The organism is Paenibacillus dendritiformis, from assembly GCF_015845845.1.
Lineage (GTDB): Bacteria > Bacillota > Bacilli > Paenibacillales > Paenibacillaceae > Paenibacillus_B > Paenibacillus_B dendritiformis_C.
The window spans coordinates 1-22,945 of sequence record NZ_LDIG01000278.1 but is presented as its reverse complement, the minus strand read 5'-3'; the positions used below and the strand labels follow the sequence as shown (position 1 = coordinate 22,945).

Genomic DNA, 22,945 nt, shown 5'->3' with positions numbered 1-22,945 from the left:
CAAAGTCACTTTTCCCTTGACAAAGTAGCCCCAGGTACGCGTAGACCACATCCGGGTGAGTGACCGTGGGTTGATGTACACCGGGAAGCGAGGAACGAGTCAAGCGCTTGGCAATCTGGGTATGGGAAAGGAGCAAGCCAATGAGGGCAAGACCGGAATGAGCGGTCAGCATCTCCACGGACTGATCCAGTTGAAAACGTACGGGTTTCATCAATGGCACCTCCGGGGTGAGTTAAAGAAATACGGGAATTCTTCCCTTTTTCCTTATTTTACTTTACCGGCGGCTCATTTTCTAACTTTTCTATGATTTCATTTCACGGATTCAGGGAACAATATGCTTTCGGCTAATCGGCAGCGTAACCAGAAAATTATAGTTATGGTTTCTGACATCTATCATCGTACTCATATTAACTGCAACGATAGCTACCGTGATACCCACAGTAAAAATAGACATATCATGTTTTGGTATAAAAGCAATACTGAATACAGCCAGACAAAGGATAAGCACCCCAAGTGAGCTTTTTAAAGCGATGAAGTCTTTGCGAAGTAAGTTAAGCATGAATGCGTCCTCCCTTGGTGGTGAAATATATGATTTCTTCTAAGGAGGGTGTGTCAAAAACAGCATAATTCCCGAACAATTGTTCAGCCTCCTGTCTATTATCTACTAAACCCTCAAAGCCAACAGCCGTTTCGCGAATCCCGACAAATTTGTTTCGAATATCCGAATCGAGCAGCTCTGAGTCGCCTTTGACGATTGCGTATCTCTCGAGCACTTCATCTTTCGCTTCATTGAATACGAGCTTTCCACGATTGATGAAAGCAATGTAGTCAGCAATACGATCTAAATCCGTTGTAATATGGGACGAGAAAATAATCGAATTTCTCTCGTCCTGCATCATATCCGCAAGCAGGTCGAGTAATTCCCTTCTAAACACTGGATCAAGTCCAGAGGTAGGCTCATCCATGATGAGGAGCTCAGCCTCATGCGATAACGCAACAGCAAGGGATAACTTGACTTTCATCCCCTTGGATAAATCTTTAATCTTCTTCTTGGGAGACAACTCGAATTGTTCAAGATAACTGTTAAACTTCTTTTCATTCCATTTCTTATAGAAAGGTGCAATCATTTTCTTCTTGTCACGAATAGTAAGATGCTCATAATAGAAGCAATCATCAGATACAAAACCGATGCGCTGCTTAATGTCAATCTCTTGTTTCGGCATATCGCAGCCTAGTATTTTTACACTCCCGGAGTCAGGACGGATCAGGCCGACAATCATCTTGATCAAGGTGCTTTTACCAACGCCATTCGGACCAATGAGTCCGGTAATGTAGCCTTGTTTCACATCCAAAGATACCTGATCTACTGTAAATTCAGGGTATGTTTTCGTTAAATTACGTAATTCTATTGCATTCATGGTGTCTGTTCCTCCTCGAACAATAAAGTCAAGTGATCGATTACATCTTGTTGACTCATGCTTAATTCCTTACTGTCTTGAATGATTTCTAACATTTTCTCTTCTAATCTTTTCATGCGCTGCTCCCGAATGAACTCTTTATTTGCTCCCGATACGAAACAACCCTTACCTACGACAGAGTCGATTAGCTTCTCTTTCTCCAACTCTTCATAAGCACGCTTGGTTGTAATTACACTCACTTGCAAATCCTTGGCCAGCTGCCTGATGGAGGGCAGGCTGTCCCCTGCACGCAATTCACCGCTCAGGATGCTTTGTCTAATCTGGTTCAGAATCTGTATGTAAATCGGATCGTTCGATGCGTTGGATATGATGATTTTCAGGTTCCCTCACCTCGCTGCTGTCAATAGAGTGTCTACCGTATATATATACTATATACACCATTCACTTATGCGTCAATTGAAAAATGCGCAATCCTTGCTTGCCGCCATCTTTATATTCCTACAAAAATAAACCAACCAGAAAATTCTGGTTGGCCTCGTGAATGTCGCGGTATTTTTGTGTCTGCTTTTTAATTTCCGTTTTTTGAGTCGTCAGTCAGCTTAGAAAGAAACTCTCCAGGTGCTGCAGTTATTTTGAGGGAACCGTAATTCACCACTTCCCACTTATCTTTATTACTAACCTTAACCTTATCCCCTTTTACAAAGGTCTTGTTGCTTTCATTCGGAAAATCGATTTCTACCGTCTGAGTATTTCCTTGAGAATCCTGATATTCCACAGTCGCATAGAAGGTATCCGCATCTGTTATTACGCCGATGACCGAGTTTTCAACTTGGTATTGGGACATGTTAGTCACTTGAGAACTAGGGTCCGCAAAAATATTAGATGGATTTAAGAGTAAGGCTTTTACAAGTTGGTAAATAGATGATTTGCATTCACTGGAATATGTCCTGATGTAATGGTTTCGAACTGAATCAACAGACATATGCTTAAAGTAAGAAACAAAATTCTAATAAATACCAACCTATTGTAACCAGTATAGTTACAACAAGCAAGGAACGTCAAGAAAAAAATCATTAAAAATTCTTACAGTTTTGTAAGAAAAGATGGTTAATAAATTCATTATCGCCTTTCTGCTTACTCCATTTTACAAGTGGAATAAGCTATCTAACTGTGAGTTCAAGCTTTTATCGGCCGGCTTCCCCTCCTCTTGGGGCAACCGCCCATTTTATCGGGTCAAGTGCCCTTTTTTCAATCTCAGCATATTGTAAATTATGCCAAGCGAAGGCTTCGAAAGCGAGATTTGCCAGAAGAGGGGTCACAATGCATTGCCCCTCAAAAGATTAGGAGGAAAACCAACCATGACATACCATCAACCTTTCGTTCAGAACCCGGCCGGCTTCCAGGGTTCCGATCCATCCGAGCAGTCGATTATTGAAATTAGACCTCGCGATGACGTATTTCACGAGTCCCATTCTACCTGGTACCATATTCCTCGTCATCATGAACACCATCCCGGGATGTGTCATCCTTGGGGGGACGTGATGGTTCACCCCTGGGAGCATGCTCACTACCCGTCCATGATCCATCCCTTCATGGATCATTCATGGGATCCGTATATGGATGACTGCCTTCATCCTTATATGTCTTCAGGGTGGGATTGCTGCCCGGTCGGCGACCATCATGATTGGTTCCATCCATGTCGATGGGACCATCCCCACGCGCATGGTCATCATTCGTGGGATACTCATCATTGGTAAGAGAAGTCCAGTCCCCCTTTCTTGAAAGAGGGGGTTTCATCGCTAACAACATGACCGTTTGCGTCAATGTTGTTAGCGATGATTCTTTTATTTTAACGGCTCAAACTGCCTGCCAATCGCAATCGTTGACGATAGGGACCGACCGGTATAAAAATCAGCCCCGTCTCATCCCGGGAAGCCGTTCGATAAAGCGCATCGCTGGAATTGGCGTCAAACGCAAGAAGCGGACGCCCTCCCATCCCGAGGGCGGATGCTGCCAGCAATAATCGGTGTACGAGCATCCCGGCCTCCATTTGCTGTATACGGTATCCCCGCTTGCCAAGCTGCGATTGGAAGAACCCCCTCTTCCCTGCCACGTGAAAGCCGAGCGGCACTTGAGACAAATTGATATTGGGAAGCGACATTCCCTCCTGCATCCGTTGCCGGTGATCTCCAAGGCACACCGACTGCAGCGAATGCGTGGCGCCATCGTACCGATAGGCGCCATCCGGGACGTCTTCGACCCCGTAGAAGCAGCCATAAAGGCATACACGGGGTTCCGGCCGCTCCTGCAGGCCATCCAGGTCGTTGCGATACGTGAAGGAAGCCGTCGCTTCCCGAAGCAGAGCGGCAAGCCGGGAGAGACCGATCGGCTTCAAGACAAATTCCGTCTCGGGCGAGAACCGGTTGCGGCACACCGCCGCCAAATCATACGACAAGCGGTCTACAGGCGGCAGAGGCAGTGCGAGCGCTTGATCCGGGATTGCTTGCTCATCTTGCCGGATCTGACGAAACAATCGCGCCGAGTCCAGTCGGGACGCAGCACTCATCTGAAGCAGCAGCGGATAATCTGCGATCCGCCGCGACCTGACATAGTGATCATGACTGATTGGCCACACCTCCCGGCACAGATCGGAGGCGGAAACCGTGTCCTCCTCGTTCCCGCTTTCCACCGACCGGATCGCCGGTTCCGTCGATAACGGGATTACCGCATACACGCTCTCCTCCTGTTCCGATAGTCCGAGCAGATGATTGATGGCTTGATCGAGAAATTGAAAATGCACGACAGACGAAAATCCGAATCGTTTCGCGATTTCGAGCAGCTGTCCGATCACAACGCCGGCGTCCAGCCCCTGCAGCCGGTAGGCAAAATTGTTGTACTTGTAAAAATTTTTCCAGTAAGCGATAGATACGAACGCGGCTCCGAAGCAACCGTTCGCGTCGCAGCGATGACCGAGCGACTTTGCCAAATAATCGTCGAAATACCCTTCGCGCAGCAACACCAACCGATGATGCGCCGCATCGTAATGGTATATGCCGGCAGGCAATTCGCCAAGCTTCAGATAGAGATACAGTTCGCTCGGATATAGCCCGCCTCCGGAAGCAACGAAGCGCCGGCATATTTGCAAGACGCCTCCCGTTTCTTTCGATGGCTCCCGTTCCATGACGGATTGGGTCAATTGCGTAAGCCCGTATACATAGTAGAGGAAATGTCCGATATCGCGGAGGCTGGGTACACCGGGCGTATCCCTGCCTTCGAGCGTAGACGGCACTTCTCTGGATAACGGAAACATCGGCAAGCCGCGATAAAGCTTGTAAGGAAGCGGCGCGTCATCCCAGTCCGTCTCCCAATCCAAGGGCTTGACCTTATCCGGCTCATATTGCAAATGGTGAAGAAAATCGTCCAGATTCATCAGACTCATCGCTTTCCTCCCTGGCTTCAACCGCGCCGCCCCATAGCCATTATGGGAACGGGTGCGGATATGGATTCAGCTGCTCGGGCGACAAGGGCTCCGGCGAATAAGACAGCTCCGCAGGGACCCTGAGCACTCTGTCCAGTCCCGTCACCCGGATGAGATGCTGCCCGAACGTCATCGGGAGCATGCCGGGAATGAGTACTTTCACGCAATACAGTCCGTTGCGGCGCGTCTCCGGAGTCGTCTGGTCGACCACGATCACTTCAAGATTCAGTTGTCGAAAAACATGCAACATGCCCTTCAGATCATCAGTCAGATCGGCGTTCCAGCCCTTCGGTTCGAACGCTTCGGCGAACGTTTGCATCGGACGATCGTCATTCAGCAGAAAATCGAGCCGTTCCTCCGCCTGTTTCAACCCGTACAGCATGGAGTGGTCCTCCATCTGAACGACCTGGTATGGATCGAGAAGCATCCGTTTATACTGCTGACGGTTTTCCTCGAATTTCTCGCTGACCGTGAGCAGCATGCCGGCCACCTCGTGGATCGCGCTCTTTGCCGCGCGGATCGGATCCGGATGGGCGCCCGCCGCGCAAATGAGGTTCACGCCCCGCTCTTTCTTGTTTTTCGCGAGCGCCCACACGCTTGGTATGCCATGCTCCATTGTCGATTTATACAAATACATGTCATAGCCCGCCACAGCCTCCAAACGATCCGTCATCCATCTCAATTCCCGGTCCGGGACCGAGCGGAGATCCAGGCGAGGCAGGGGCAGCCGCGCATACCAGGTCATGAGAAAGGAGTCGCGCTCCACCACTTCCAGCATCCCGTAGAAGATCGCTTCCTCCAGACTGCCGCCCAACGCGCAGCCATTTGACGTTTCATAGACGAATCCGTGTCCGCAGCCCGCACTGTAATAGGCCAGCAGCTCCGGTACGAGAATCGGACGCTCCTGCAGGAATGAATAGCCCCATACCCAATCGATCGGCCGTTCGGGATCGAAGGGCTTGAACGGGAAGCAGGAGCGTTCATACTGCTCCTTCGCATGGACGCCTACACGGAGAGGATCGAGCGCCTGGTCCTGCACATTGCGGAAACTGTCATGAACGACGGTTCGTTTGCCGCGGGGCGACAGACCGCAATAACGCTCCAATCCCTCCAGGATGGCCGTCATTTCGCTATCCGCATAGGAGTGGGTCCGGCCTGCGCAAGCCTCATCCCCGCCGAACAAGGGCAAATTGATGCTCGCATCGGCGAAAGGAGACACAAGGTCGGCCATTTTTCCGTTAAGCAAACCGGTCCTGGCATCTACATAGTCTTTGGCCAAAACATCCTTCAGTTCATCTATCGAACGACAGCGGTACGTGCCGTCGCTGATTTTCAGGCTTGGCTGCAGCGCAATGCGGGCCGTCTCCGCATCGTCTTCCGGCAATCGGCCGCAGATCGGACACAGCGGATCGGCCAGGAAGAAGTGCGACGAGCTTTTCATCGTACGCAGATCGATCAAGTACATCCGGCTGTCCGTCTCCGGCTGCATGCCCTCCAGCATCTTCACGGCTTCTGCCGCGACAAGGTGCGCCACCTGCAATAATCCCGTGCGAGACGCCCAAGCGTCCCGGGCAATCCCGCCATGCGACGCCAGCTTCTGCTGCAGGCCCCACGATTCCCTGCGGTCGCTTCCCGCCAGCAGGAGCCGGGTATCCGCGCATTGGGAGCATCCCTGATCCTCCGGACGAACCAGCGGGCCGACAATCCCCTCTCCGAATGCAACAAAGCCGCGCAGCCAGGGCGTTCCCGACTGTCGGAACCGCTCTTCCGCCGCAGGATGAACGGAAGGATCCCAAGCATCGTTCAACACGAGCGCCAAGTCTCCCGTTGCCGCTTCTCCGGATTCGATGCTCTTCTGCCTGACCACTCGATAGCGGTCATCGGCAGACAATAGCTTCATTACAAAATCCGCGAGCTGTCCTTCGCCGATGACCGTCACGATCGCGCTCAATGCATCTCCTCCTCTCGCAGCGATACGCCAAACACGCCTGCCAGCTCATCTTTCATAAACGGTTCTGCCGACAAATCAACGACCGCGATCCGCTTACGGTTTCCTTGCAGGATCTGCCGGACGGACTGCAGCATCATGCTGTATTCCGCCTCATCGAAGCCGGGGATCTCCAGACTTTGCGGCAAAGCATCTTCCACCTTGACCGAAGAGCGCTCCAGTATGTGGCCTTGGATGTCCGCCGCATCGTTTTGGATTTTCATCAGCGCCTGTCGGAGCGCTTCTCGCAGCGCCATCGTGCGGTTGACTCCGGCTCCGCCGTACCAGTAACCGTTCGTACCGACCCAGACGACCGGAAAGCCCGCAGCTTCTTGTCCCAGTCCGATTACCGGGGCTTCCTGCATCGTCTCCAATGCGCGCAAGCAATAGCGGCAAAAATCGTCCTCAACCTTGCTTAATGTGATTCGATACACGGAGGGCAGGCTGGAATCGGAACGACATTTCAGCTCCTCGAACAGACATTTCCGCAGTCCGCGGAGGATCGCTTCCGCTGCTGTCTCTCCCGCTCCGATCCCTACATATTCCTGTGGTTGCAACTCGAGCAGGCTTGCGGAATCCGGCTGCGCAGATCCGGCCGCCTTCAGAACCCCGGCCAGTCGCGATACGTACGCCTCGATGCCGGCCAAGCCCGCTTCCCTCCTTGCTTCATGGTGCGTCATTCCCATACAGACGATCTGCGGCAGCAGCTCGGCGGGGCCTTCCGACAGCGGGTCGACTGCCTGGACGCGACACTGCGAGAGCGGAAGCTGCTTCGAATCCCCTTCCTCCCAACGGTGAAGAATGCCGGTCTTCGCTGAAGTCAAGCGATAGAAATAGGAGAGGAGACGGTCTGCTTCCTGCCGTGCCGTACCTTGATCGGCCGGAAGGTCGAACGGATCCGCAGGCTCGGCCGGACGAAGGCCCCTGACCAGTGGATGGGGAAGTACCGAATGCCACTCGCCTTCCAATGTTTCCGGATTCAGCAGGAACAGCTGTCCGTTCAATTCCGAAGCCGTCGCCCCCGACACGGTCTTAAGCCATTCGAATACGACTACGTTCGCGAGCATGGCTTCCGGCGTTGTAGAGACGGCGGTCGGCCGATCCGCATCGCCAAGGGCGGTTCGGTGAATCCTGCGCCATGCGGATTCGAAGCAGACATCCGAATCCGGGTGCACCAACGGCCCTGCTATGCCCGCCTGTCGCAAGTAAATGGCAGGTACCAGCAGCTTCTTCGCGTCCCTGCAGGCCGCGTGCAGTGCTCTAAGCTCTCCGGGATCGTCATCCTGAGCGACGTATAGAACGGTATCCCCCAGCCGTACGATTTCCGGCCAATCGAGGGAGCCGTCATCCGACGGACAGATCTCCTCGACCTCGATCTCGCTGTCCGATAGACGTGCGGTCGCCGTAAGCTCGGAGATCCGCTGGCGATCCGTGGTCGCCCGGTTCGTGATCAGCATGCGAAACCGGGGCAACCCGGATTCCAACAAGGCCGCAACGAGCGAGACAAATATCGGACCGGAACCGACCGCAATCGGATTAGCCTGGCGATAGGTTTGAAAGCGGTAAGCGCCCGAACCGCCCAAACTGTCCAGAAATTCGATCTGAGCGGCATATTTCCGTTCTACCGCTTCCGGGAGGCTGTGCGGGCGGTCTAGGCTGGAATCCCGGACAAAGCCGTTATTGAGCAGTACTTCCGCGATTTCATAAACCCGTAACCTGTACGGTTCCGGCAGCCCGTCCGTCAGCTCCGCCATGGAATAATCCCCGCTGAACATGGGCATCAATTTTTCAATCCATCGATCGACCATGTCGCCTTCCATTCGGAACGAACCCGTATTGTTGCGAAAGTAGACGCCACCATTTGAATCGGGGAGAAAGAACGTATCCCCTTTCACTTTCAGACGCACAGAAGGATTCAATTTTTTATTCCTCCTTAAGGTTTTGCCGGAGGAAAAACCGCATTGTACGCAGGACTTCGGTTTCCCCCTCGCTTTTAAGTTATGTAGAGCGTTTTGTCCTTCATGCCTGAAACGAAAAAAGGAAAAGCCCCTGCAGGAAGAGACATCTGCAGGGGCATACCGTGTGTGCGGATCGCCAAGCGAGCTTATCGGTACTCAGCGGCAGCGAGCGCAGCCTCCGCAACGCGCGCAGGTACCGCAGCGGAAGCAACTGCTGCAGCGGAAACAGTTGCTGCATGAACAAAAGCCGCCGCAAAAGCCGGCGCAAAAAAAGCAAACGCCAACACATAAGCGGGGATCACCCGGGCCGCTCTGATTTTGCCACGACGCAGGCGTCATCCCCGTCGAACTGAACTGGCCGACATTCAAGTTTTGCAGATCCTTCTGAAAATCGCTCATTTTATACCCTCCGTATCATTCATTTCACTGTCCCTGCATGTGACAATCATTAAATTCAGAATGTTGAGATCTGGGTCCTCGGCAAGCTGCCCATCCCCAATCTTGACGAGATATCTTATGAAATTCGCTCCGCTAGTGTTCCTATGACATCTACCTACCAAAAAATGGTTACGCAGGTTTGCTGGAGAGATTTACGATGACTATGCGCAAGGCCATATCACGACACAGGAGCAAGAGCAGTATCCAGTAACGGTACTCTGCAGCATTTTTGTAGTCTTCGACCAATTTGAATAAAAGATGGGGAAGTACATGGAGTTTCCCTGGCTGATAGAGCGGCTGAAAATACGGAAAAGCGGCAAACCGGAATGGCTTGCCGTTTTCAACTTGGGGATGGACGTAAAGAGGATACAGTCGAGTGGTGCCAGACTCAGACTTATTCATACTCCAGCACGGGATCTGCCTTTCCGGTGCCCGTGATGTCGAGGATCGCTTGGAATAGATTAGGAGGATATTCGGCGATCCGGTGGCATAGGTACAAATACCATTCACGGCCATACGTTAAATAAATGCGAACGGGATAACCCGCCTTCTTCAATTGGCTCAAATCCGGCCGAATCCCGTATAACAGCTCGAACTCAACACCCGGCTCATGGATCCATCTCCGCTTGATGACCTCATCAATGATAGACTCATCGTGGGTGGCGATCGACACGCGATGGCCTATGCGAATGGCCTGCTCCACAAGCTGCACATATCGCTCATTTAGGGCGGATGAACGCGGTATCGCGAGATGATCCGACTCTTGATACGCCCCTTTCACGATGCGGATCCGGCCAGGAATGGACTGTAAGCCGTTCATGTCCTGAGCCGTCCGGTTCAATTGTGCCTGCAGCGTAATGCCGATGTTCGCATATGCGGCTGTCGCTCTTTCATAGATCGAGAGTATCGCGTCGGTCTTGGCCGACTCTTCCATGCTGACAAACAGCTCGATGCCGGCTTGCCGCGCTAGAGCGCCAAGTACTGTCAGATTCTTATATGCCAGATCGCCGTCTAGCGATAAGCCGATGTGGGACAGATCGAACGACACGCGAGCTATTCCGCGCTCTGCTAACGCATGAATAAGCAGCGACAGCTCCAGCGCCGCCGCTTCGCAAGCTTGGACATCTACCGTATTTTCTCCGATATATTCAAGTGAGATGGCGTACCCTTTATCAGCCAACTGTCGACCTGCCTCAAGACCATCCTGCCGATCCTCCCCCGTCACATACTTTGCCGCCGCACGCTGCAGCAGCTGGTAGATGGCCGGCGTCTGCTCGACATAAGTCTTCACATCGGCTCGGCGGGCAATGGATTTCATGGCCTCGGCAAATTTTTTTTCCAAATTAGTCGTTGTCACCATCAAGTGGTCCCTCCTCTTGTCTTACAGATCCAATGTACAAGAGGACAGGAGGAGAGGATTGTAAAAAATTGCGCTTATCTATACAGACATGGCATAAGTTTGAGGGGTTGTCCCGACGATTTTAGCAAAGGCTTTCGCAAAATGGCTCTGATCATAGAAGCCGGTGTCCACCGCAATTTCGGCAATGGGCCGCCGATTTTTCAATTCCCTCTTGGCATGATTGATGCGCAATAGATTTTGATACGCATGAGGCGGTAAATGCGTGCTTTTCTTGAACATGCGAATGAGATGATAACGGCTGATCCCGGCTTTCTGCTCCAGCGTTTCCAGTGTGATCCGATCCGTATAATGCGCATGGATATATTCCTTGATCAGATTGACGTACTTCGGTTCCAGCATGCCATTAGGCTCATGCGTCAGATCGGAGGCATGCTTGTTTACGAGCTTGTGCACCAGTTCGATTAAGGCCGTTTCGGTTTCGAGCGGCGACCCGCTCCGGATCAGTGCGTCCATAGTACGATTGAGCAGCTTGCTGCAAGCTTCATTCTTCCCCTTTTCGAGCAAGAACGGAATATGAAGCCGGTTGATATCGGGCATTTCAAGCTGAGCGAACCATTCCGGTTTAATGAACAGCATTTTGTATTTCCATTGCGCATCTTCCGCAGGCTGACAGGCGTGGAGAATATGCGGCGGGAAGCTGATCATTCGTCCCGTTCCAACGTGCCACAAGAGGCCATCACACCATGCCTTCGTTTCGCCTTCATCGATTAAACCGATGGAATACTCCTCGTGAAAATGCTTCTGATACGCCAGGTCATTCTTATGGCATCGCTTCGCCTCCAGAAAAGGCAGCGCTTCGTCACGGTAAAAGGTCACATCCGCCATCTACAAGCCTCCAAATTTGAATAAGCCGGATCATGCCAGGCCAATGCCTGACGTGTACGTACTAGTTTATCACAATAGTTACGGTTCGTATTGATATAACTGTGACCGTAAGCATGATATGAACAAAAATAAAAAAAGCACCATGAAGGTGCTTTACCAAGGATGAATGCTTCCGGAGTCACCAGAGAATGCCGCCGCCGTAGTTACGAAGATAACTGTGTAGAAAAGAGATTTGACATATAGTTTTTTCATCAAGTTCTTCATGCTTGATCCTCCATTTCTTTGGCGCTTTGATAGTATGCGCTCAATTTTTCAAATGTAGATTGTGGGGAGACATTGTGCTCTAAGTGGATACGCATAACCTTGTTAAGGCACTCTTTTTCTTTAGCAGTATCGTTGACTTTGGAATGCCACAATGCGCTTTCCACCATATAAGTTATACATTTGTCGTAATCTCCAACAGCAAGGTAATATTCTCCCTTAACCTGCAAGTAATCAGCATACCTAGAACAAATTAAAGGATTACTAGTGCCTATATCAGGCGGATTGATTTTGCAATTATCTAATAGGTTTTTAGCGTCTTCGAGACTGTTTTGTTGTAGGTACAAACGAAGCAATTGTCTGGATGCAGGGATGGCCGAAATATCACTACAAGTCTCAAGGAACGATAAGAGCTGTTCGATGGCTTGCTTGTTATTCCCCTTCGTTGCAGCAAATAATGCATCCATAAGGCCAATATTCTCTTGCGTATGCGGATAGTTGAATTGCTTGTACTGAATGGAGTACACTTCAGCCTCTTTGTATTCCCCTATACTAAAGTGCGCGTCTCTAAGCACACCAAGCGCGTATATTTTGTAAGGACTTTGACCGCCATCTTCCGCGAGTACTTTTTTGCAATGGTCGATGCTCTCGCTGTAGAACCTCAAGTTGTAAGCATGAACCCCTAATTTGTAGTGTAACTCTAGTTGCTCGTCTTGCGGCAAGAAATCGATGTAATGCAAAATGTACTTTCCGCTATAGTAAGTTTCCTTCAATCTGCTGAAATCATTTCGTTCAATAAGATAACGTTGATACATGCTTTTAGCTATGTAAGGCATAATTCCGTGGGAACGTGAGTAATCAAGGATGAGGTCGTACAACGAAAGTTTAATGGAGTCGTTATCGATAGGATCTGTATCGCGATACAATTTCCCTACTAAATACAGGCTGTCTTCATTTGGTGATTCAAGAAACTTTGCGGCTATTTTCGGTATCAGCGAAGGATGTTCAAGTGTTGTTAATTCGTTCTGTAATATAGTGTATACGACTTCCGACTTATGTCCAATCTCGATGTACTTTTCTACGATGTCACTATGGGGAATGTCTAATACCGCAGCGATGGACAAGATGGATTGAAAATCAGGGCGTTTGACCTCGCTGTTTTCAATTCTCGACAGGCTGCCTTTATCAATGCCGACCGCTTCCTGCAGCTTCGACAGAGTCATTTCCTTCTTCTGCCGATGGTAGTGTATTAGCTCCCCCAAGCTCTTTGGCTTCGTAGCAAGGGTGCTCACAGCTTCACTCCTTCGGTAATGAAAATAATTGACCACCTATATTTTACCATGTCTTTATGCATAACACAAACATTTTACAGATATTTAGCTGAGAAAGCCCTTGCCGTTAGGCATGGGATGAACCGTATTTTGGATCATACTAGCTGTAAAGTACCTATACTCGTGTTGGTGGGAAAAACATGGAGATCAAGGTAGCAACGTTCAACATTCATCATGGTAGAGGAATCGATGGGAAATTAAATCTGGAGCGAATTGCTCAAGGCATAGAAGATAGCCAAGCGGATATCATTGGTTTGAATGAAGTGGACAAACATTTTTCCCGGAGAAGCGGTTATGCGGATCAATTAACTTGGTTATCCGATCGTTTATGCATGCGTCATTCCTTTTTTGGCCCGGCCATTTCATCTTCTTCGAAAAGCGGTTCTGTTCCTGAACAGTATGGAAATGCCGTCTTGTCCCGCTTCCCCATCGTATCCCGGCATAACTATGTGTTTCATCGTTCGCCCTTACATTTCGAGAAGCGTGCTGTGTTGGAAGTCTCCGTGCACATCCACAGGCACCTCGTCAAAATATACGTTACGCATTTAAGTCTTGCTCCGTATGGCATAAGCTGCAACGATTCGCAACAGACGCATGTCATCGTGCCGGCATTTCCATATTGCTTCAACCGAGGTTATTACGAGCCTTCCTGCGGCATCAGATCATCGGATTCATTCCCTTTCTCACCATTATCTATAGAGTCTGTATTCTCCGATACAGAAGTCTCCATGTGTTGATTTTTATGCATCTCCATTTCTTCACTTTCATGAATTTCAAATAACTCAATAAATTCGTTGATTACCATATCGATCGCTTTTAATTCCCCGACTAAAATTTGATGAATCGATTGAAACTCGGGTTGATCTAACTGTTGCTTAATGGTTGAACGCTTAAGATTCATCATCTCTAAAAAAGCAAGTGCCCTCCCTCGACGGAAAGTTTTTGGTCCATGTTGATGTGAACCGCCTCTTCCCTTGTGCCGTTCGCCACGATGATGACCCTCTTTCTTGAAGTCCCTGAATTTTTCATTTCTCATGATAAAGCCCCTCCATTTGTATACAATTGTATACACTTCGTTACGATGTTGATTGTATACAAACGTATACAAATTGTCAAGATATGTCCTGGGTTTTTGGCCTTAGTCTTTTATTGCTGCCTTCCCTTTTCTTTTGGGAAATCAAATGTTTACTAAAGGAAACATTTTGTTGCCAAGTCAAATTAAATGGATTATACTGGTTTTGTATTTTGGTGGAAACATCTCCGGACGGATCAAGGGGGGTGAACCCTAAACGAAAGCCAATTGGCCCACTTTTAAAATGACTTAAAAGTAATTTTCGGTCATTAATTTGAAAGGATGAACCATGCCCAACATTTTTGATAAAGAGACCCGCGAGCGCATCCGCATGAAATTGCTTGAGAACGGATTTGAACGAATTAAGGCATACGGCTTAAGCAAATCCTCGATTGAGGATATTGCGAAATCCGCCGGGATTGCCAAAGGGACCTTCTACAGCTTTTTTAAGTCAAAAGACGAATTTGTCCTGGAGCTCGTTCAATATGAGCGCAGCAAGATGAAGCAGAAGTTGCAGAATCTGATTGCGGAGAAAGGTTGTTTGGATAAGGAGGGCGTGCGTCGTTATTTAGAGCATCTGGTGTATGGGGACCATAACGTGTTTGCGTATTTATCCGCCGATGAGCTGGCCGCCCTATCCGTCCGGAACGGGATCGACACTGCTGCCAGCGAGCACACGGTGCAGCGGACAACGATGATGGTGCTGGAAGCTATCCCAGACAAAGATCCGGACTGCAAATGGAAGGCCGTCGCCAATTTGATGCGAGTAATTGCTATGACATGGATGAACCGCAACCAACTCCTTGAAGAGGCATTGCCCGACACGATGGATGGACTTATCTCATTAATAGTTGACACGATATTTGGGAAAGGGGAACACAAATGAGCTTATTGACGATTCAGAATCTGGTCAAGCGTTACGGGGATGATGTGGCTGTTAACGGAGTCAATCTGCAGGTGGAACCTGGAGATATTTATGGCGTGCTCGGGCCGAACGGGGCCGGCAAGAGCTCGACCATCCATGCCGTCACTGGGCTGCTGAACTTTGATCAGGGACACATCGTATTCGAGGACGGCAAGACGATCGATCAATGGTCAAGCCATATTGGTCTTGTGCCGCAGGAATTGGCCATCTATCTTGATTTGTCGGCACAGGAGAATGTCGAGTTTTTCTGCTCCCTGTATGGATTTTCGAACAGCGAGGTCAAGCAAAGAGCGCAGCATGCGCTGGATTTCGTCGGTTTAAAAGAGGTGAAGGAGAAGCGGGCCGATCATTTCTCGGGCGGCATGAAGCGGCGTCTCAATCTCGCCTGCGCCATCAGCCACTCGCCTAAGCTGCTTATTATGGATGAGCCGACGGTCGGCATCGACCCGCAGTCGCGGAATCATATATTGGAGAGCGTTCTTCGGTTGCGGGATGAGGGCGTCACCGTTATCTACACGTCCCACTACATGGAAGAAGTCAATGAAATATGCAATAAGATTGCCATCATTGATCATGGGAAGGTCATCGCCAACGGCACGAAGCAGGAGATTAAGGGCATGGTGAATGAAATGAAGATGTGTTCGATCTCGTTCTCGCAGAACATCAAGGACGCAAAAGCGCTGCAGCGCTCGCTGCTGTCGATCCCAGGAGTGACAAAGACGGTAATCAAAGCGGCGCAGTGCGACTGCTTCTATGAAAAGGATGCCAAAGTGATTGAACCTATCGTTATGGCCACCGCGGCGGCAGGCCTTGAGATCGATGATATCGTGAATGAAACGCCTAGTCTGGAAACTGTGTTCTTATCGTTGACTGGGAAACAATTAAGAGACTAGGAGGAAGAGGCATGATGCTTTCTTTTTTGAAAAAAGACTTTCGCCAGTTTACGCGCCGCAAAGCGAACGTCATCTTCATGTTCCTCGTCCCCATCGTGCTGATTCTGCTGATGAGCTATTCGCTTGAACGATACATGGAAGGACGAGTGGGCACGTTTTATGAGGGCAGAGCCCTTTATGTCGTAAATGAAGAGAATGATAATCTGCAGAAATTTAACGCTTTTAAGGATCAGGTTCATGCAGATACGGGAATTCGCTTCGAGAAGGTAAATTCTTATGAGGAAGCTGTCAACCAAGTCAATCGCCAAGAGGCATATGCTGTCATCACGATTCATGATCGCGGGTTCGACTATTACCGCTCCCCGTATAATGAACAGCTTGGCGGCAAGCTGCTGCGATCGCTGTTCGAGCAAAGTATTGTTCATGCAGCCGAACCGGCGCAATCCAATTACGTGTCCACTACGGTGCTGCAAGGCAACACCGTGAATTCCTTTGCATACTTCACCTTTTCCGGACTTGGCCTTATTATGCTATATATTGCCAGCATCATCGCGCACAGCGTCAGCAATGAAAAAGAACTTCGCACGATTGAACGAATCAAGCTGTCGAGGGCGAAGGTACGCACGATGATCGTTAGCAAAATCGCTTTCGGCCTGCTTATCGGCATGCTGCAAATCGCGGAAATTTACGCTTTCTCTTCCCTGCTGCTTGATGTGAATTGGGGAGAGTATACGCTGCTTATGTTTGTTACCTTGATGACGCTTGCGGTGTTCAGCTCCACGCTTGGGGCGATGGTCGGCATGGGAATGAAGAATAAGCTGCTTATTAACGGTGTCGTGCTGATGGCGGTTGTCCTGATCGGATTTCTTGGCGGCGCCTTCTCGCCGATTTCGATGCTGGAGAACATCCCTGTCGTCTCTACCCTTATCAAGATCAGTCCGCTTTACTGGAGCAACCAAGCATTAACGTACCTGTATAGCGGCAGTCTGGACACAGCCGTATGGATAGCGATGGGTGTCTGCCTTGGCGCTTCGCTCCTGATTCTTCTCATCTACCGCGTTAAGGCCAACCGCGGCACCGCTGTATCGAAGAAGGGGGTTGTGAGCCATGCGTAGCATTTTCCGCAATACGTGGCGCCGTTTTCGGCGCAACAAAGAGTATATGAAAGCGATCATTGTTACCCCTGTCCTCATGCTGTTCATTTTCTCTTTCTTGTTCGCCTACAACACATCGCAAAAGATAACGATCATCAACAAGGACAACGGCGTTGTTGGCGATGCCGTACAAAGCGCGATTGCAAATCTGGATGGGGTAAAGCTGCTTACGATCGATGAAGATGACATTCCAAAGAAAATACGTACGCGAAGCGTCGAAATCGCGGTTGTCGTAGAAGAAGGAGCGACTGAACAATGGCAACAGGGTAAATCCCCTAACATTCAGTTCTTTCACACGGGCCAATCGGAAATCGCTACCCTGCTGACGACGCTGGTTACTACCCAAATCAATGCCTTGTCTTCAGACGCGAAGACGGCAAGCATAGAAGTGAATGTGAATGAGGTGGCCGAGAAAGGCATCCCGGTGAACAATTCCCTCGGCGTTATCGTGTTCAAGCTCTTAACAGGCGGCTCCCTGCTCGCCGGCTTGCTGATTCATGAAAGACAGAACGGAATCAAGGGCCGGATACTGATGAGCGGCATCCGTTCCACAAGCTATCTGGCCGGCATCGGATTAGCCTATTTCATCAGTTCGATGATTGCCTCCGTGATGTATTATCTCTTTGCCCTGCTATGCAATTTTGATTTCGGCATGGAGCATACGATTCAATTTTTAGCGGTACTGTTCTCGGCGAATTTGCTTAGCGCGGCGCTCTACATGATGTTCTCCGCATTTATCAATCAGGATGGATTGCTATGGTATATTGCGGTTATTGTTATCCTTCCCTCCTCCATTCTCTCCGGCGCCTTCTGGCCGTACGCTTATATGCCGGAGTCGATGCGCCTGATCGGCAGCATCTTCCCGCAGCGCTGGATCGCGCAGGCGATCGAGAATCTGCAATCCGGCCTTGGCTTTGCTGCCGCAGTCCCTTACTTGGCGTTGCTGGTCGGATTGTCCACGATCTTGTTCTTCATTGCAGCATGGAAAACGAAGCAGCGCAGCAGCAACACCGCCTATTAAGCATGAATCAAAAAAGAACCTCCAGCTCGCGATTAGCCGCGACGTTGGAGGTTCTTCGCTTATGCGGCGGCATGAAGGACGCTTCGACTTCCGCTACTGTCCGATGCCGGCCTTAGTTCTTATCGATTTGGGCCCGCTGCAATCGGCCGCTGTAATCGATATAGACCGATTTCCATTCGCTGAAGGAATCAAGCGCGGCTTGTCCGGCTTCTCGCGCCCCGTTGCCCGTATGCTTCGTTCCGCCGAAGGGGAGCTGAATCTCGGCGCCCGTCGTGCCGTGATTGATATAGACAATCCCGATGGATAAATCGACTCCTGCACAATGACACGGCTCGCCGCCGTGCAGCGCTGTCCGCTCGTGCCGAACGCCGCCCATGCGATGGCTTCTGCAGCCAGGTCAATATCCGCATCCTCTAATACAATAATCGCGTTCTTGCCGCCCAGTTCCAGGGAGATCCGTTTCATATGCCTTGCGCCGGCTTCATATACCTGCCGGCCTGTCTCGGATGATCCGGTGAACGATATCATATGGATATCCGGATGAGAGACAAGGTATGAACCGGTTGCGGCACCGCCTCCCGCAATGACGTTAAGCACGCCGGCCGGAAAGCCGGCGTCCTGAAAGCATTGCGCGAACATGGCCGCCGTGGCCGACGTATGAGGAGAGGGCTTCCAGACGACCGTATTGCCCAATATAAGCGCGGGCAGGATTTTCCACGAAGGTACGGCAACCGGGAAGTTGAAGGCACTGATCGCGGCGATGACGCCTATCGGCTCGCGAATGGCCATCGCCCATTTTTCCGGCAATTCCGAGGGGACGACTTCCCCGAACATGCGCCGTCCCTCCCCTGCCATGTAATAAGCCATATCGATCGCTTCCTGTACCTCCCCTTCCGACTCAATGATAACTCTGCCCACCTCTTGCGTCAGCAGCTTGCTTAATTGCTCCTTGCGCTCTGTCAGCAGATGGGCGAGCTTGTACATCATGTCGCCGCGCACGGGCGCAGGAACTTTCCTCCAGCTCGCAAGGGCCTTTTTCGCAGCGGCAACAGCCTGTTCGACTTCCGCTGGGCAGGCTTCGTTCATTGTGTACATCTTTTCTCCGGTTGCCGGATTATAGGTGACGAGCACTTGATCCCCGGTAGACGCCACCCATTGTCCGTTAATAAGATTTCCAATCTTCATCTTACCCCTCCTCTATACGGTTTCCTTCACCCGCGCTGAATCTGGAAGCGAGCCAGTTGAATTGAATTCGGTTTCTGCTTCTATCAATGCTGCTTCCAGCACATCGAGCGCTTCGTCCAGTTGCCCGGCCGTAATCACAAGCGGATGACTATGTCCGACGTTCATCGCCCCCACCCCGCCTGCGAGATCGATCCATGTATTGCCGTCGAGATCGTTGATTAACGCCCCTGACGCGCTTTCAATGATGGCGGGTACGAGCGTCCGTTCCACCTTTGCTTTTGCCACATGGCTTGCCATCTCGCTAAGCCGCTGGCGGGATCGAGGTCCCGGCAGCGATGTTTTTATCTTGATGTGGCCCATGACAGCCTCCTTTTCCTAATTACTTAATGTGATTAAAGAATCCGCTTGTTAATGAGATTAAATAATATTCAATATATGATGGATGAAGCTTGGAGCAAGATGCTGTCCATTTCCTGCTATGGAAAGCGGACAGCATCCCCTTCTTGTCATTACCGAGCCTGCGTTAGCCGCCTTTACAAGCGGAACGTTTCCTCAAAGCTGCGCCGATTTGCTTGCTTCGACTGCTCTCCCGTCAACGGGTAATCCAGTATTGGGATACGGTCGGCATGTGCGACAGCCTGATGGAGCATTTCTTTGAAATAATGCTGCATCTGTTCAATGGAGGTCCGTTCAAAAAGCTCCTCTTGGTAAGAGAAGGCGCAATTGAATCGGCCCATGGCATGCTCGACGGTTAGCCCGAGTTGATGCGGGACGGCTTCTTTTTCGTAATACTGCAATGGCGCAATCCGCACATCCTGAAGCTCATACGCCTTCTTGAAGGAATCAAAGTAGTTAAAAGCAAGAGCATGCGGCAAGTGAAGCAGTCTTCTGTCCAACGATAGCTCGCGCGCGATTCTGTCAAAAGGCACTAAGGCATGCTGCAGCGCCCCAAGTACGGTTGTCTGGACATCTTGCAGCAGAGTTGTAAACCTCGTCTCGTGATGCATCCGCGTCCGAAGCGCGACCACGTTCGTAAAGAAGCCGATCATGTCTTCCATATCCCGGCCCTGTCTGCTGGATACAGGCGCACCGACGATAATATCCTCGTCCCCGGAGAGGCGATAGATAAGGGCTGCGAATACCGACAAGAAACCCGTAAACAACGTAACCTTCTCCTTATGGCATAATTGAACAAAATCGGACACGAGTTGATCATCCAATTCAAAATGCACGTACCGCCCACGGGAAAGCGGCGCGGAACGCGCTTTTTTTCGTCCAGGGATGGCGGCATAGGAAAGGCGTCCCGCTAACTGGCGTCTCCAGTAAGCAACTTCGGCTGCAATGGTCGCCTGCTGCCGTTCGTGCTGCAAGCAGGCGTAATCCACATATTGATAAGGCAGTTCCGGGAGCCGGAACTCTTTGCTTTCCCCTAATCCGCTATAAGCCGCGATTAGTTCTCTCATGAAGATAGCGAACGAACACTCATCGGCAATCATATGATGGAGGCCGATAACGAATACATGGCTGTCCAAGCCCAGGCGCAGCAGGCGTAGACGAAAAAGCGGGCCGTTCTTGAGATCGAACTCTTCCCGGTCGGTTGCTGCCATCACGTACTCTACATAGCTCGCACGCTCCTCTTCGGACAGGTGCGCGGCATCAAGCTGTTGAACTTCAATTTGATCGCATGCAGCCTGCTTCTGGATCGGATGGTCTGTCCCTTGCCGAATTACCGTTCTTAACGAGCCCTGCTTCTGGACAACGATCTGAACAGCTTGAAGGAACCGGCCTGCGTCGAGCATCCCGCTAATCATGACGGAAGCGGCAATGCACCAGCGGGAAGCATGGCTCATCAGCTCCGATACATACAAGCCTTCCTGGAAGAACGATAAAGGCGCTTCCGTCTTGCGCTCCTTGCTGGAATACGAATCCTGTTCTGCGCCAGGTTCCCGGTTCATCCGGTACACAATCTGTGACAGCTGTTCGATCGTCTGCGCTTTCATAAATTCAAGGAGCGACAGCTGAACCCCGAACTCCATACGAATGCGATTGACCAATTGCACCATGGCAATGGAGTTGCCGCCAAGCTCCAGGAAGCCGTCGCGAATGCCGATGGGGCCGCTTTGCAGAATCTCCTGCCATAGACGGGCCAGCTTCATTTCGGTTTCCGTCCGGGGCGCGACACAGCTTTCTTTGTCCGCCATCTCGCACCATCCCGGTTCCGGCAGCGCGCGAAAATCAACCTTTCCATTCGGAGTCATCGGCAGGCTTGATATTCGCACGAAATAAGACGGTATCATATAATCCGGCAGCTTCCGGACGGCATGTGCCCGCAAATTCTCCGCTTGATCCTCGTCAGCCACGTAATACGCGCATAAGGATGCGCTGCCGTCAGCCCGATTGACATGACGCACAATGACATGGCGAACCGCTTCATGCTCCATCAAGCAGTTGCTGATCTCCCCCAGCTCGATGCGGTAGCCCCGAATTTTCACCTGATCATCTCTGCGCCCCAAAAACTCGATGTACAAATCCCGGCCGTTTGCGGCTTGGGACAAGCCCGTACCGCCGCATCCACTTTCATTTCCCGCATCAGATGGTTCGAACGTGCCGCCAGTAACCGTGTTCCATCTGCCGCGATCCCCTGTTGCATACAGCCGGCCCAGCTTGGGATGGCTTAAAAATGCCTTTGCCGTCTTTTCGTCATCATTCCAATAACCTTCGGCCAAACCGATGCCGCCAATAAAGAGGTCTCCCTCGACTCCGACCGGACACGGTTCCAGCTCATAATTAAGCACATAAAATTTCTGGTTCGCCAACGGCCTGCCGTAAGGGATGCTCTTCCATTGCTGCTGGACTTGTCCGATTGGATAGTAGATCGACCAGATGGAAGCTTCCGTCGCACCCCCGAGCGAGATGACGTCGGCCTTCGGGAACCGCTGCTTGATTCGCTCCGGCAGGTTCAACGGAATCCAGTCGCCGCTAAGCAGCACGGAACGGAGAGGAAGGACCGCTTCGTCCTCCTGCATGCACGCGACGGCCAGATCCATGAGGGCAGGCACCGAGTTCCAGACGGTAATCCCCTTCTCCTTGACCGTATGAAGCACGTTCTCCATATCGCGCTGATCGGCCACGAGCACGAGCGCTGCCCCCGCGCTCCAGGCTCCGAACAGGTCATATACGGACAAGTCGAAGCTCATCGAGGATAGTCCGATAAAGCGGTCGCTCCCGGTAATCCCCAGCTTGCGGTTCATATCCTGAATCGTATTGCAGACCGCCCTGTGGCCCGTCATGACGCCCTTCGGCCGGCCAGTGCTGCCCGAGGTATAGATGATGTATGCCGCATCACCTGCTTGGCTGCCGCATGTCACGTCCGCAGCGCAATACCTCTCCATTCCTTCCCGCTCCCACATTCCCGGCGAGAGCACCAGCTTGCTGCTCGAATGCTCTGCAATATACGAGCGGCGTTCTTCGGGGTAGTCCGGATCGATGGGCACATAGGCTCCTCCCGCTTTTAAAATCCCGAGTACTTGCGCCATCGTCTCGATGGAACGCTTGCCGATCAGTCCGACACGGTCGCCG

Annotated in this window: 19 protein-coding genes and 2 pseudogenes; 6 read left to right on the top strand and 15 right to left on the bottom strand. The window is 51.0% G+C overall.

Features of this window, described 5'->3' with window-relative positions:
* The 5 genes and pseudogenes from ABD76_RS27620 to ABD76_RS27600 all read right to left on the bottom strand — a co-directional run.
* Window positions 1–211, bottom strand: a pseudogene (locus ABD76_RS27620) (IS1380 family transposase); the annotation flags it as partial.
* A 111-nt stretch (window positions 212–322) separates the two neighbouring features.
* Window positions 323–559, bottom strand: coding sequence for an ABC-2 transporter permease (locus ABD76_RS27615; protein WP_197260097.1), 237 nt, complete (start codon window positions 557–559; stop codon window positions 323–325).
* Window positions 552–1,418: an ABC transporter ATP-binding protein gene (locus tag ABD76_RS27610; RefSeq protein WP_197260096.1), complete on the bottom strand. Its 867-nt coding sequence runs from the start codon at window positions 1,416–1,418 to the stop codon at window positions 552–554. The genes ABD76_RS27615 and ABD76_RS27610 overlap by 8 nt, the downstream gene beginning before the upstream one ends.
* On the bottom strand, window positions 1,415–1,798 hold the full coding sequence (locus ABD76_RS27605) for a GntR family transcriptional regulator (RefSeq protein ID WP_197260098.1): 384 nt from the start codon (window positions 1,796–1,798) through the stop codon (window positions 1,415–1,417). The genes ABD76_RS27610 and ABD76_RS27605 overlap by 4 nt, the downstream gene beginning before the upstream one ends.
* 188 nt (window positions 1,799–1,986) lie before the next feature.
* On the bottom strand, window positions 1,987–2,262 hold the full coding sequence (locus ABD76_RS27600; RefSeq protein WP_197260095.1) for a hypothetical protein: 276 nt from the start codon (window positions 2,260–2,262) through the stop codon (window positions 1,987–1,989).
* 514 nt (window positions 2,263–2,776) lie between these two features.
* On the opposite strand from ABD76_RS27600, the gene ABD76_RS27595 reads away from it, so the two are divergent.
* Window positions 2,777–3,175 (top strand): hypothetical protein, encoded by a 399-nt coding sequence (locus tag ABD76_RS27595; protein WP_197260094.1) that lies wholly within the window; start codon window positions 2,777–2,779, stop codon window positions 3,173–3,175.
* A gap of 92 nt (window positions 3,176–3,267) precedes the next feature.
* Here the strand turns inward: ABD76_RS27595 and ABD76_RS27590 are convergent, their stop codons facing one another.
* The 6 genes from ABD76_RS27590 to ABD76_RS27565 form a co-directional block, all read right to left on the bottom strand.
* Window positions 3,268–4,857, bottom strand: coding sequence for a SagB family peptide dehydrogenase (locus ABD76_RS27590; RefSeq protein ID WP_197260093.1), 1,590 nt, complete (start codon window positions 4,855–4,857; stop codon window positions 3,268–3,270).
* Between the two features lie 40 nt (window positions 4,858–4,897).
* The gene (locus tag ABD76_RS27585) at window positions 4,898–6,847 is read right to left on the bottom strand and encodes a TOMM precursor leader peptide-binding protein (RefSeq protein WP_197260092.1); all 1,950 of its coding nucleotides are present in this window, start codon (window positions 6,845–6,847) and stop codon (window positions 4,898–4,900) included.
* The gene (locus ABD76_RS27580; RefSeq protein WP_197260091.1) at window positions 6,844–8,802 is read right to left on the bottom strand and encodes a putative thiazole-containing bacteriocin maturation protein; all 1,959 of its coding nucleotides are present in this window, start codon (window positions 8,800–8,802) and stop codon (window positions 6,844–6,846) included. Before ABD76_RS27580 ends, ABD76_RS27585 begins: the two co-directional genes overlap by 4 nt.
* A gap of 871 nt (window positions 8,803–9,673) precedes the next feature.
* Window positions 9,674–10,639 (bottom strand): proline dehydrogenase family protein, encoded by a 966-nt coding sequence (locus ABD76_RS27575; RefSeq protein WP_197260090.1) that lies wholly within the window; start codon window positions 10,637–10,639, stop codon window positions 9,674–9,676.
* A gap of 78 nt (window positions 10,640–10,717) precedes the next feature.
* Entirely contained in the window at window positions 10,718–11,524 is an 807-nt protein-coding gene (locus ABD76_RS27570) for an AraC family transcriptional regulator (protein WP_197260089.1), read from the bottom strand.
* Between the two features lie 260 nt (window positions 11,525–11,784).
* On the bottom strand, window positions 11,785–13,077 hold the full coding sequence (locus ABD76_RS27565; RefSeq protein ID WP_197260088.1) for a helix-turn-helix domain-containing protein: 1,293 nt from the start codon (window positions 13,075–13,077) through the stop codon (window positions 11,785–11,787).
* A 179-nt stretch (window positions 13,078–13,256) separates the two neighbouring features.
* On the opposite strand from ABD76_RS27565, the gene ABD76_RS31130 reads away from it, so the two are divergent.
* Window positions 13,257–13,853: an endonuclease/exonuclease/phosphatase family protein gene (locus ABD76_RS31130; protein WP_420901980.1), complete on the top strand. Its 597-nt coding sequence runs from the start codon at window positions 13,257–13,259 to the stop codon at window positions 13,851–13,853.
* On the opposite strand, the gene ABD76_RS27560 is transcribed toward ABD76_RS31130, so the two are convergent.
* The gene (locus ABD76_RS27560) at window positions 13,754–14,152 is read right to left on the bottom strand and encodes a hypothetical protein (RefSeq protein WP_197260087.1); all 399 of its coding nucleotides are present in this window, start codon (window positions 14,150–14,152) and stop codon (window positions 13,754–13,756) included. The two genes, ABD76_RS31130 and ABD76_RS27560, sit on opposite strands and share 100 nt — an antisense overlap.
* A gap of 325 nt (window positions 14,153–14,477) precedes the next feature.
* On the opposite strand from ABD76_RS27560, the gene ABD76_RS27555 reads away from it, so the two are divergent.
* Genes ABD76_RS27555 through ABD76_RS27540 form a run of 4 tightly spaced genes read left to right on the top strand, consistent with a single transcriptional unit; the run spans window position 14,478 to window position 18,181 of the window.
* Window positions 14,478–15,074: a TetR/AcrR family transcriptional regulator gene (locus tag ABD76_RS27555; protein ID WP_197260086.1), complete on the top strand. Its 597-nt coding sequence runs from the start codon at window positions 14,478–14,480 to the stop codon at window positions 15,072–15,074.
* Window positions 15,071–16,006, top strand: a complete 936-nt coding sequence (locus ABD76_RS27550) for an ABC transporter ATP-binding protein (RefSeq protein WP_197260085.1) — start codon at window positions 15,071–15,073, stop codon at window positions 16,004–16,006. Before ABD76_RS27555 ends, ABD76_RS27550 begins: the two co-directional genes overlap by 4 nt.
* 11 nt (window positions 16,007–16,017) lie before the next feature.
* On the top strand, window positions 16,018–17,121 hold the full coding sequence (locus ABD76_RS27545; protein ID WP_197260084.1) for an ABC transporter permease: 1,104 nt from the start codon (window positions 16,018–16,020) through the stop codon (window positions 17,119–17,121).
* Window positions 17,114–18,181, top strand: coding sequence for an ABC transporter permease (locus tag ABD76_RS27540; protein WP_197260083.1), 1,068 nt, complete (start codon window positions 17,114–17,116; stop codon window positions 18,179–18,181). Before ABD76_RS27545 ends, ABD76_RS27540 begins: the two co-directional genes overlap by 8 nt.
* Before the next feature lie 112 nt (window positions 18,182–18,293).
* Here the strand turns inward: ABD76_RS27540 and ABD76_RS27535 are convergent.
* The 3 genes and pseudogenes from ABD76_RS27535 to ABD76_RS27525 form a co-directional block, all read right to left on the bottom strand.
* Window positions 18,294–19,366: pseudogene (locus tag ABD76_RS27535) on the bottom strand (aldehyde dehydrogenase family protein).
* Between the two features lie 12 nt (window positions 19,367–19,378).
* The gene (locus tag ABD76_RS27530) at window positions 19,379–19,726 is read right to left on the bottom strand and encodes an aminotransferase class III-fold pyridoxal phosphate-dependent enzyme (protein ID WP_197260082.1); all 348 of its coding nucleotides are present in this window, start codon (window positions 19,724–19,726) and stop codon (window positions 19,379–19,381) included.
* Between the two features lie 173 nt (window positions 19,727–19,899).
* On the bottom strand, window positions 19,900–22,945 hold a 3,046-nt coding region (locus tag ABD76_RS27525), incomplete at its 5' end, for a condensation domain-containing protein (RefSeq protein ID WP_197260081.1).

Excerpts from the sequence above, each read along its gene's own strand:
- ABD76_RS27615 (WP_197260097.1), bottom strand. The coding sequence starts at position 559 with ATGCTTAACTTACTTCGCAAAGACTTCATCGCTTTAAAAAGCTCACTT.
- ABD76_RS27610 (WP_197260096.1), bottom strand. The coding sequence starts at position 1,418 with ATGAATGCAATAGAATTACGTAATTTAACGAAAACATACCCTGAATTT.
- ABD76_RS27600 (WP_197260095.1), bottom strand. The coding sequence starts at position 2,262 with ATGTCCCAATACCAAGTTGAAAACTCGGTCATCGGCGTAATAACAGAT.
- ABD76_RS27595 (WP_197260094.1), top strand. The coding sequence starts at position 2,777 with ATGACATACCATCAACCTTTCGTTCAGAACCCGGCCGGCTTCCAGGGT.
- ABD76_RS27590 (WP_197260093.1), bottom strand. The coding sequence starts at position 4,857 with ATGAGTCTGATGAATCTGGACGATTTTCTTCACCATTTGCAATATGAG.
- ABD76_RS27575 (WP_197260090.1), bottom strand. The coding sequence starts at position 10,639 with ATGGTGACAACGACTAATTTGGAAAAAAAATTTGCCGAGGCCATGAAA.
- ABD76_RS27570 (WP_197260089.1), bottom strand. The coding sequence starts at position 11,524 with ATGGCGGATGTGACCTTTTACCGTGACGAAGCGCTGCCTTTTCTGGAG.
- ABD76_RS31130 (WP_420901980.1), top strand. The coding sequence starts at position 13,257 with ATGGAGATCAAGGTAGCAACGTTCAACATTCATCATGGTAGAGGAATC.
- ABD76_RS27560 (WP_197260087.1), bottom strand. The coding sequence starts at position 14,152 with ATGAGAAATGAAAAATTCAGGGACTTCAAGAAAGAGGGTCATCATCGT.
- ABD76_RS27555 (WP_197260086.1), top strand. The coding sequence starts at position 14,478 with ATGCCCAACATTTTTGATAAAGAGACCCGCGAGCGCATCCGCATGAAA.
- ABD76_RS27550 (WP_197260085.1), top strand. The coding sequence starts at position 15,071 with ATGAGCTTATTGACGATTCAGAATCTGGTCAAGCGTTACGGGGATGAT.
- ABD76_RS27545 (WP_197260084.1), top strand. The coding sequence starts at position 16,018 with ATGATGCTTTCTTTTTTGAAAAAAGACTTTCGCCAGTTTACGCGCCGC.
- ABD76_RS27540 (WP_197260083.1), top strand. The coding sequence starts at position 17,114 with ATGCGTAGCATTTTCCGCAATACGTGGCGCCGTTTTCGGCGCAACAAA.
- ABD76_RS27530 (WP_197260082.1), bottom strand. The coding sequence starts at position 19,726 with ATGGGCCACATCAAGATAAAAACATCGCTGCCGGGACCTCGATCCCGC.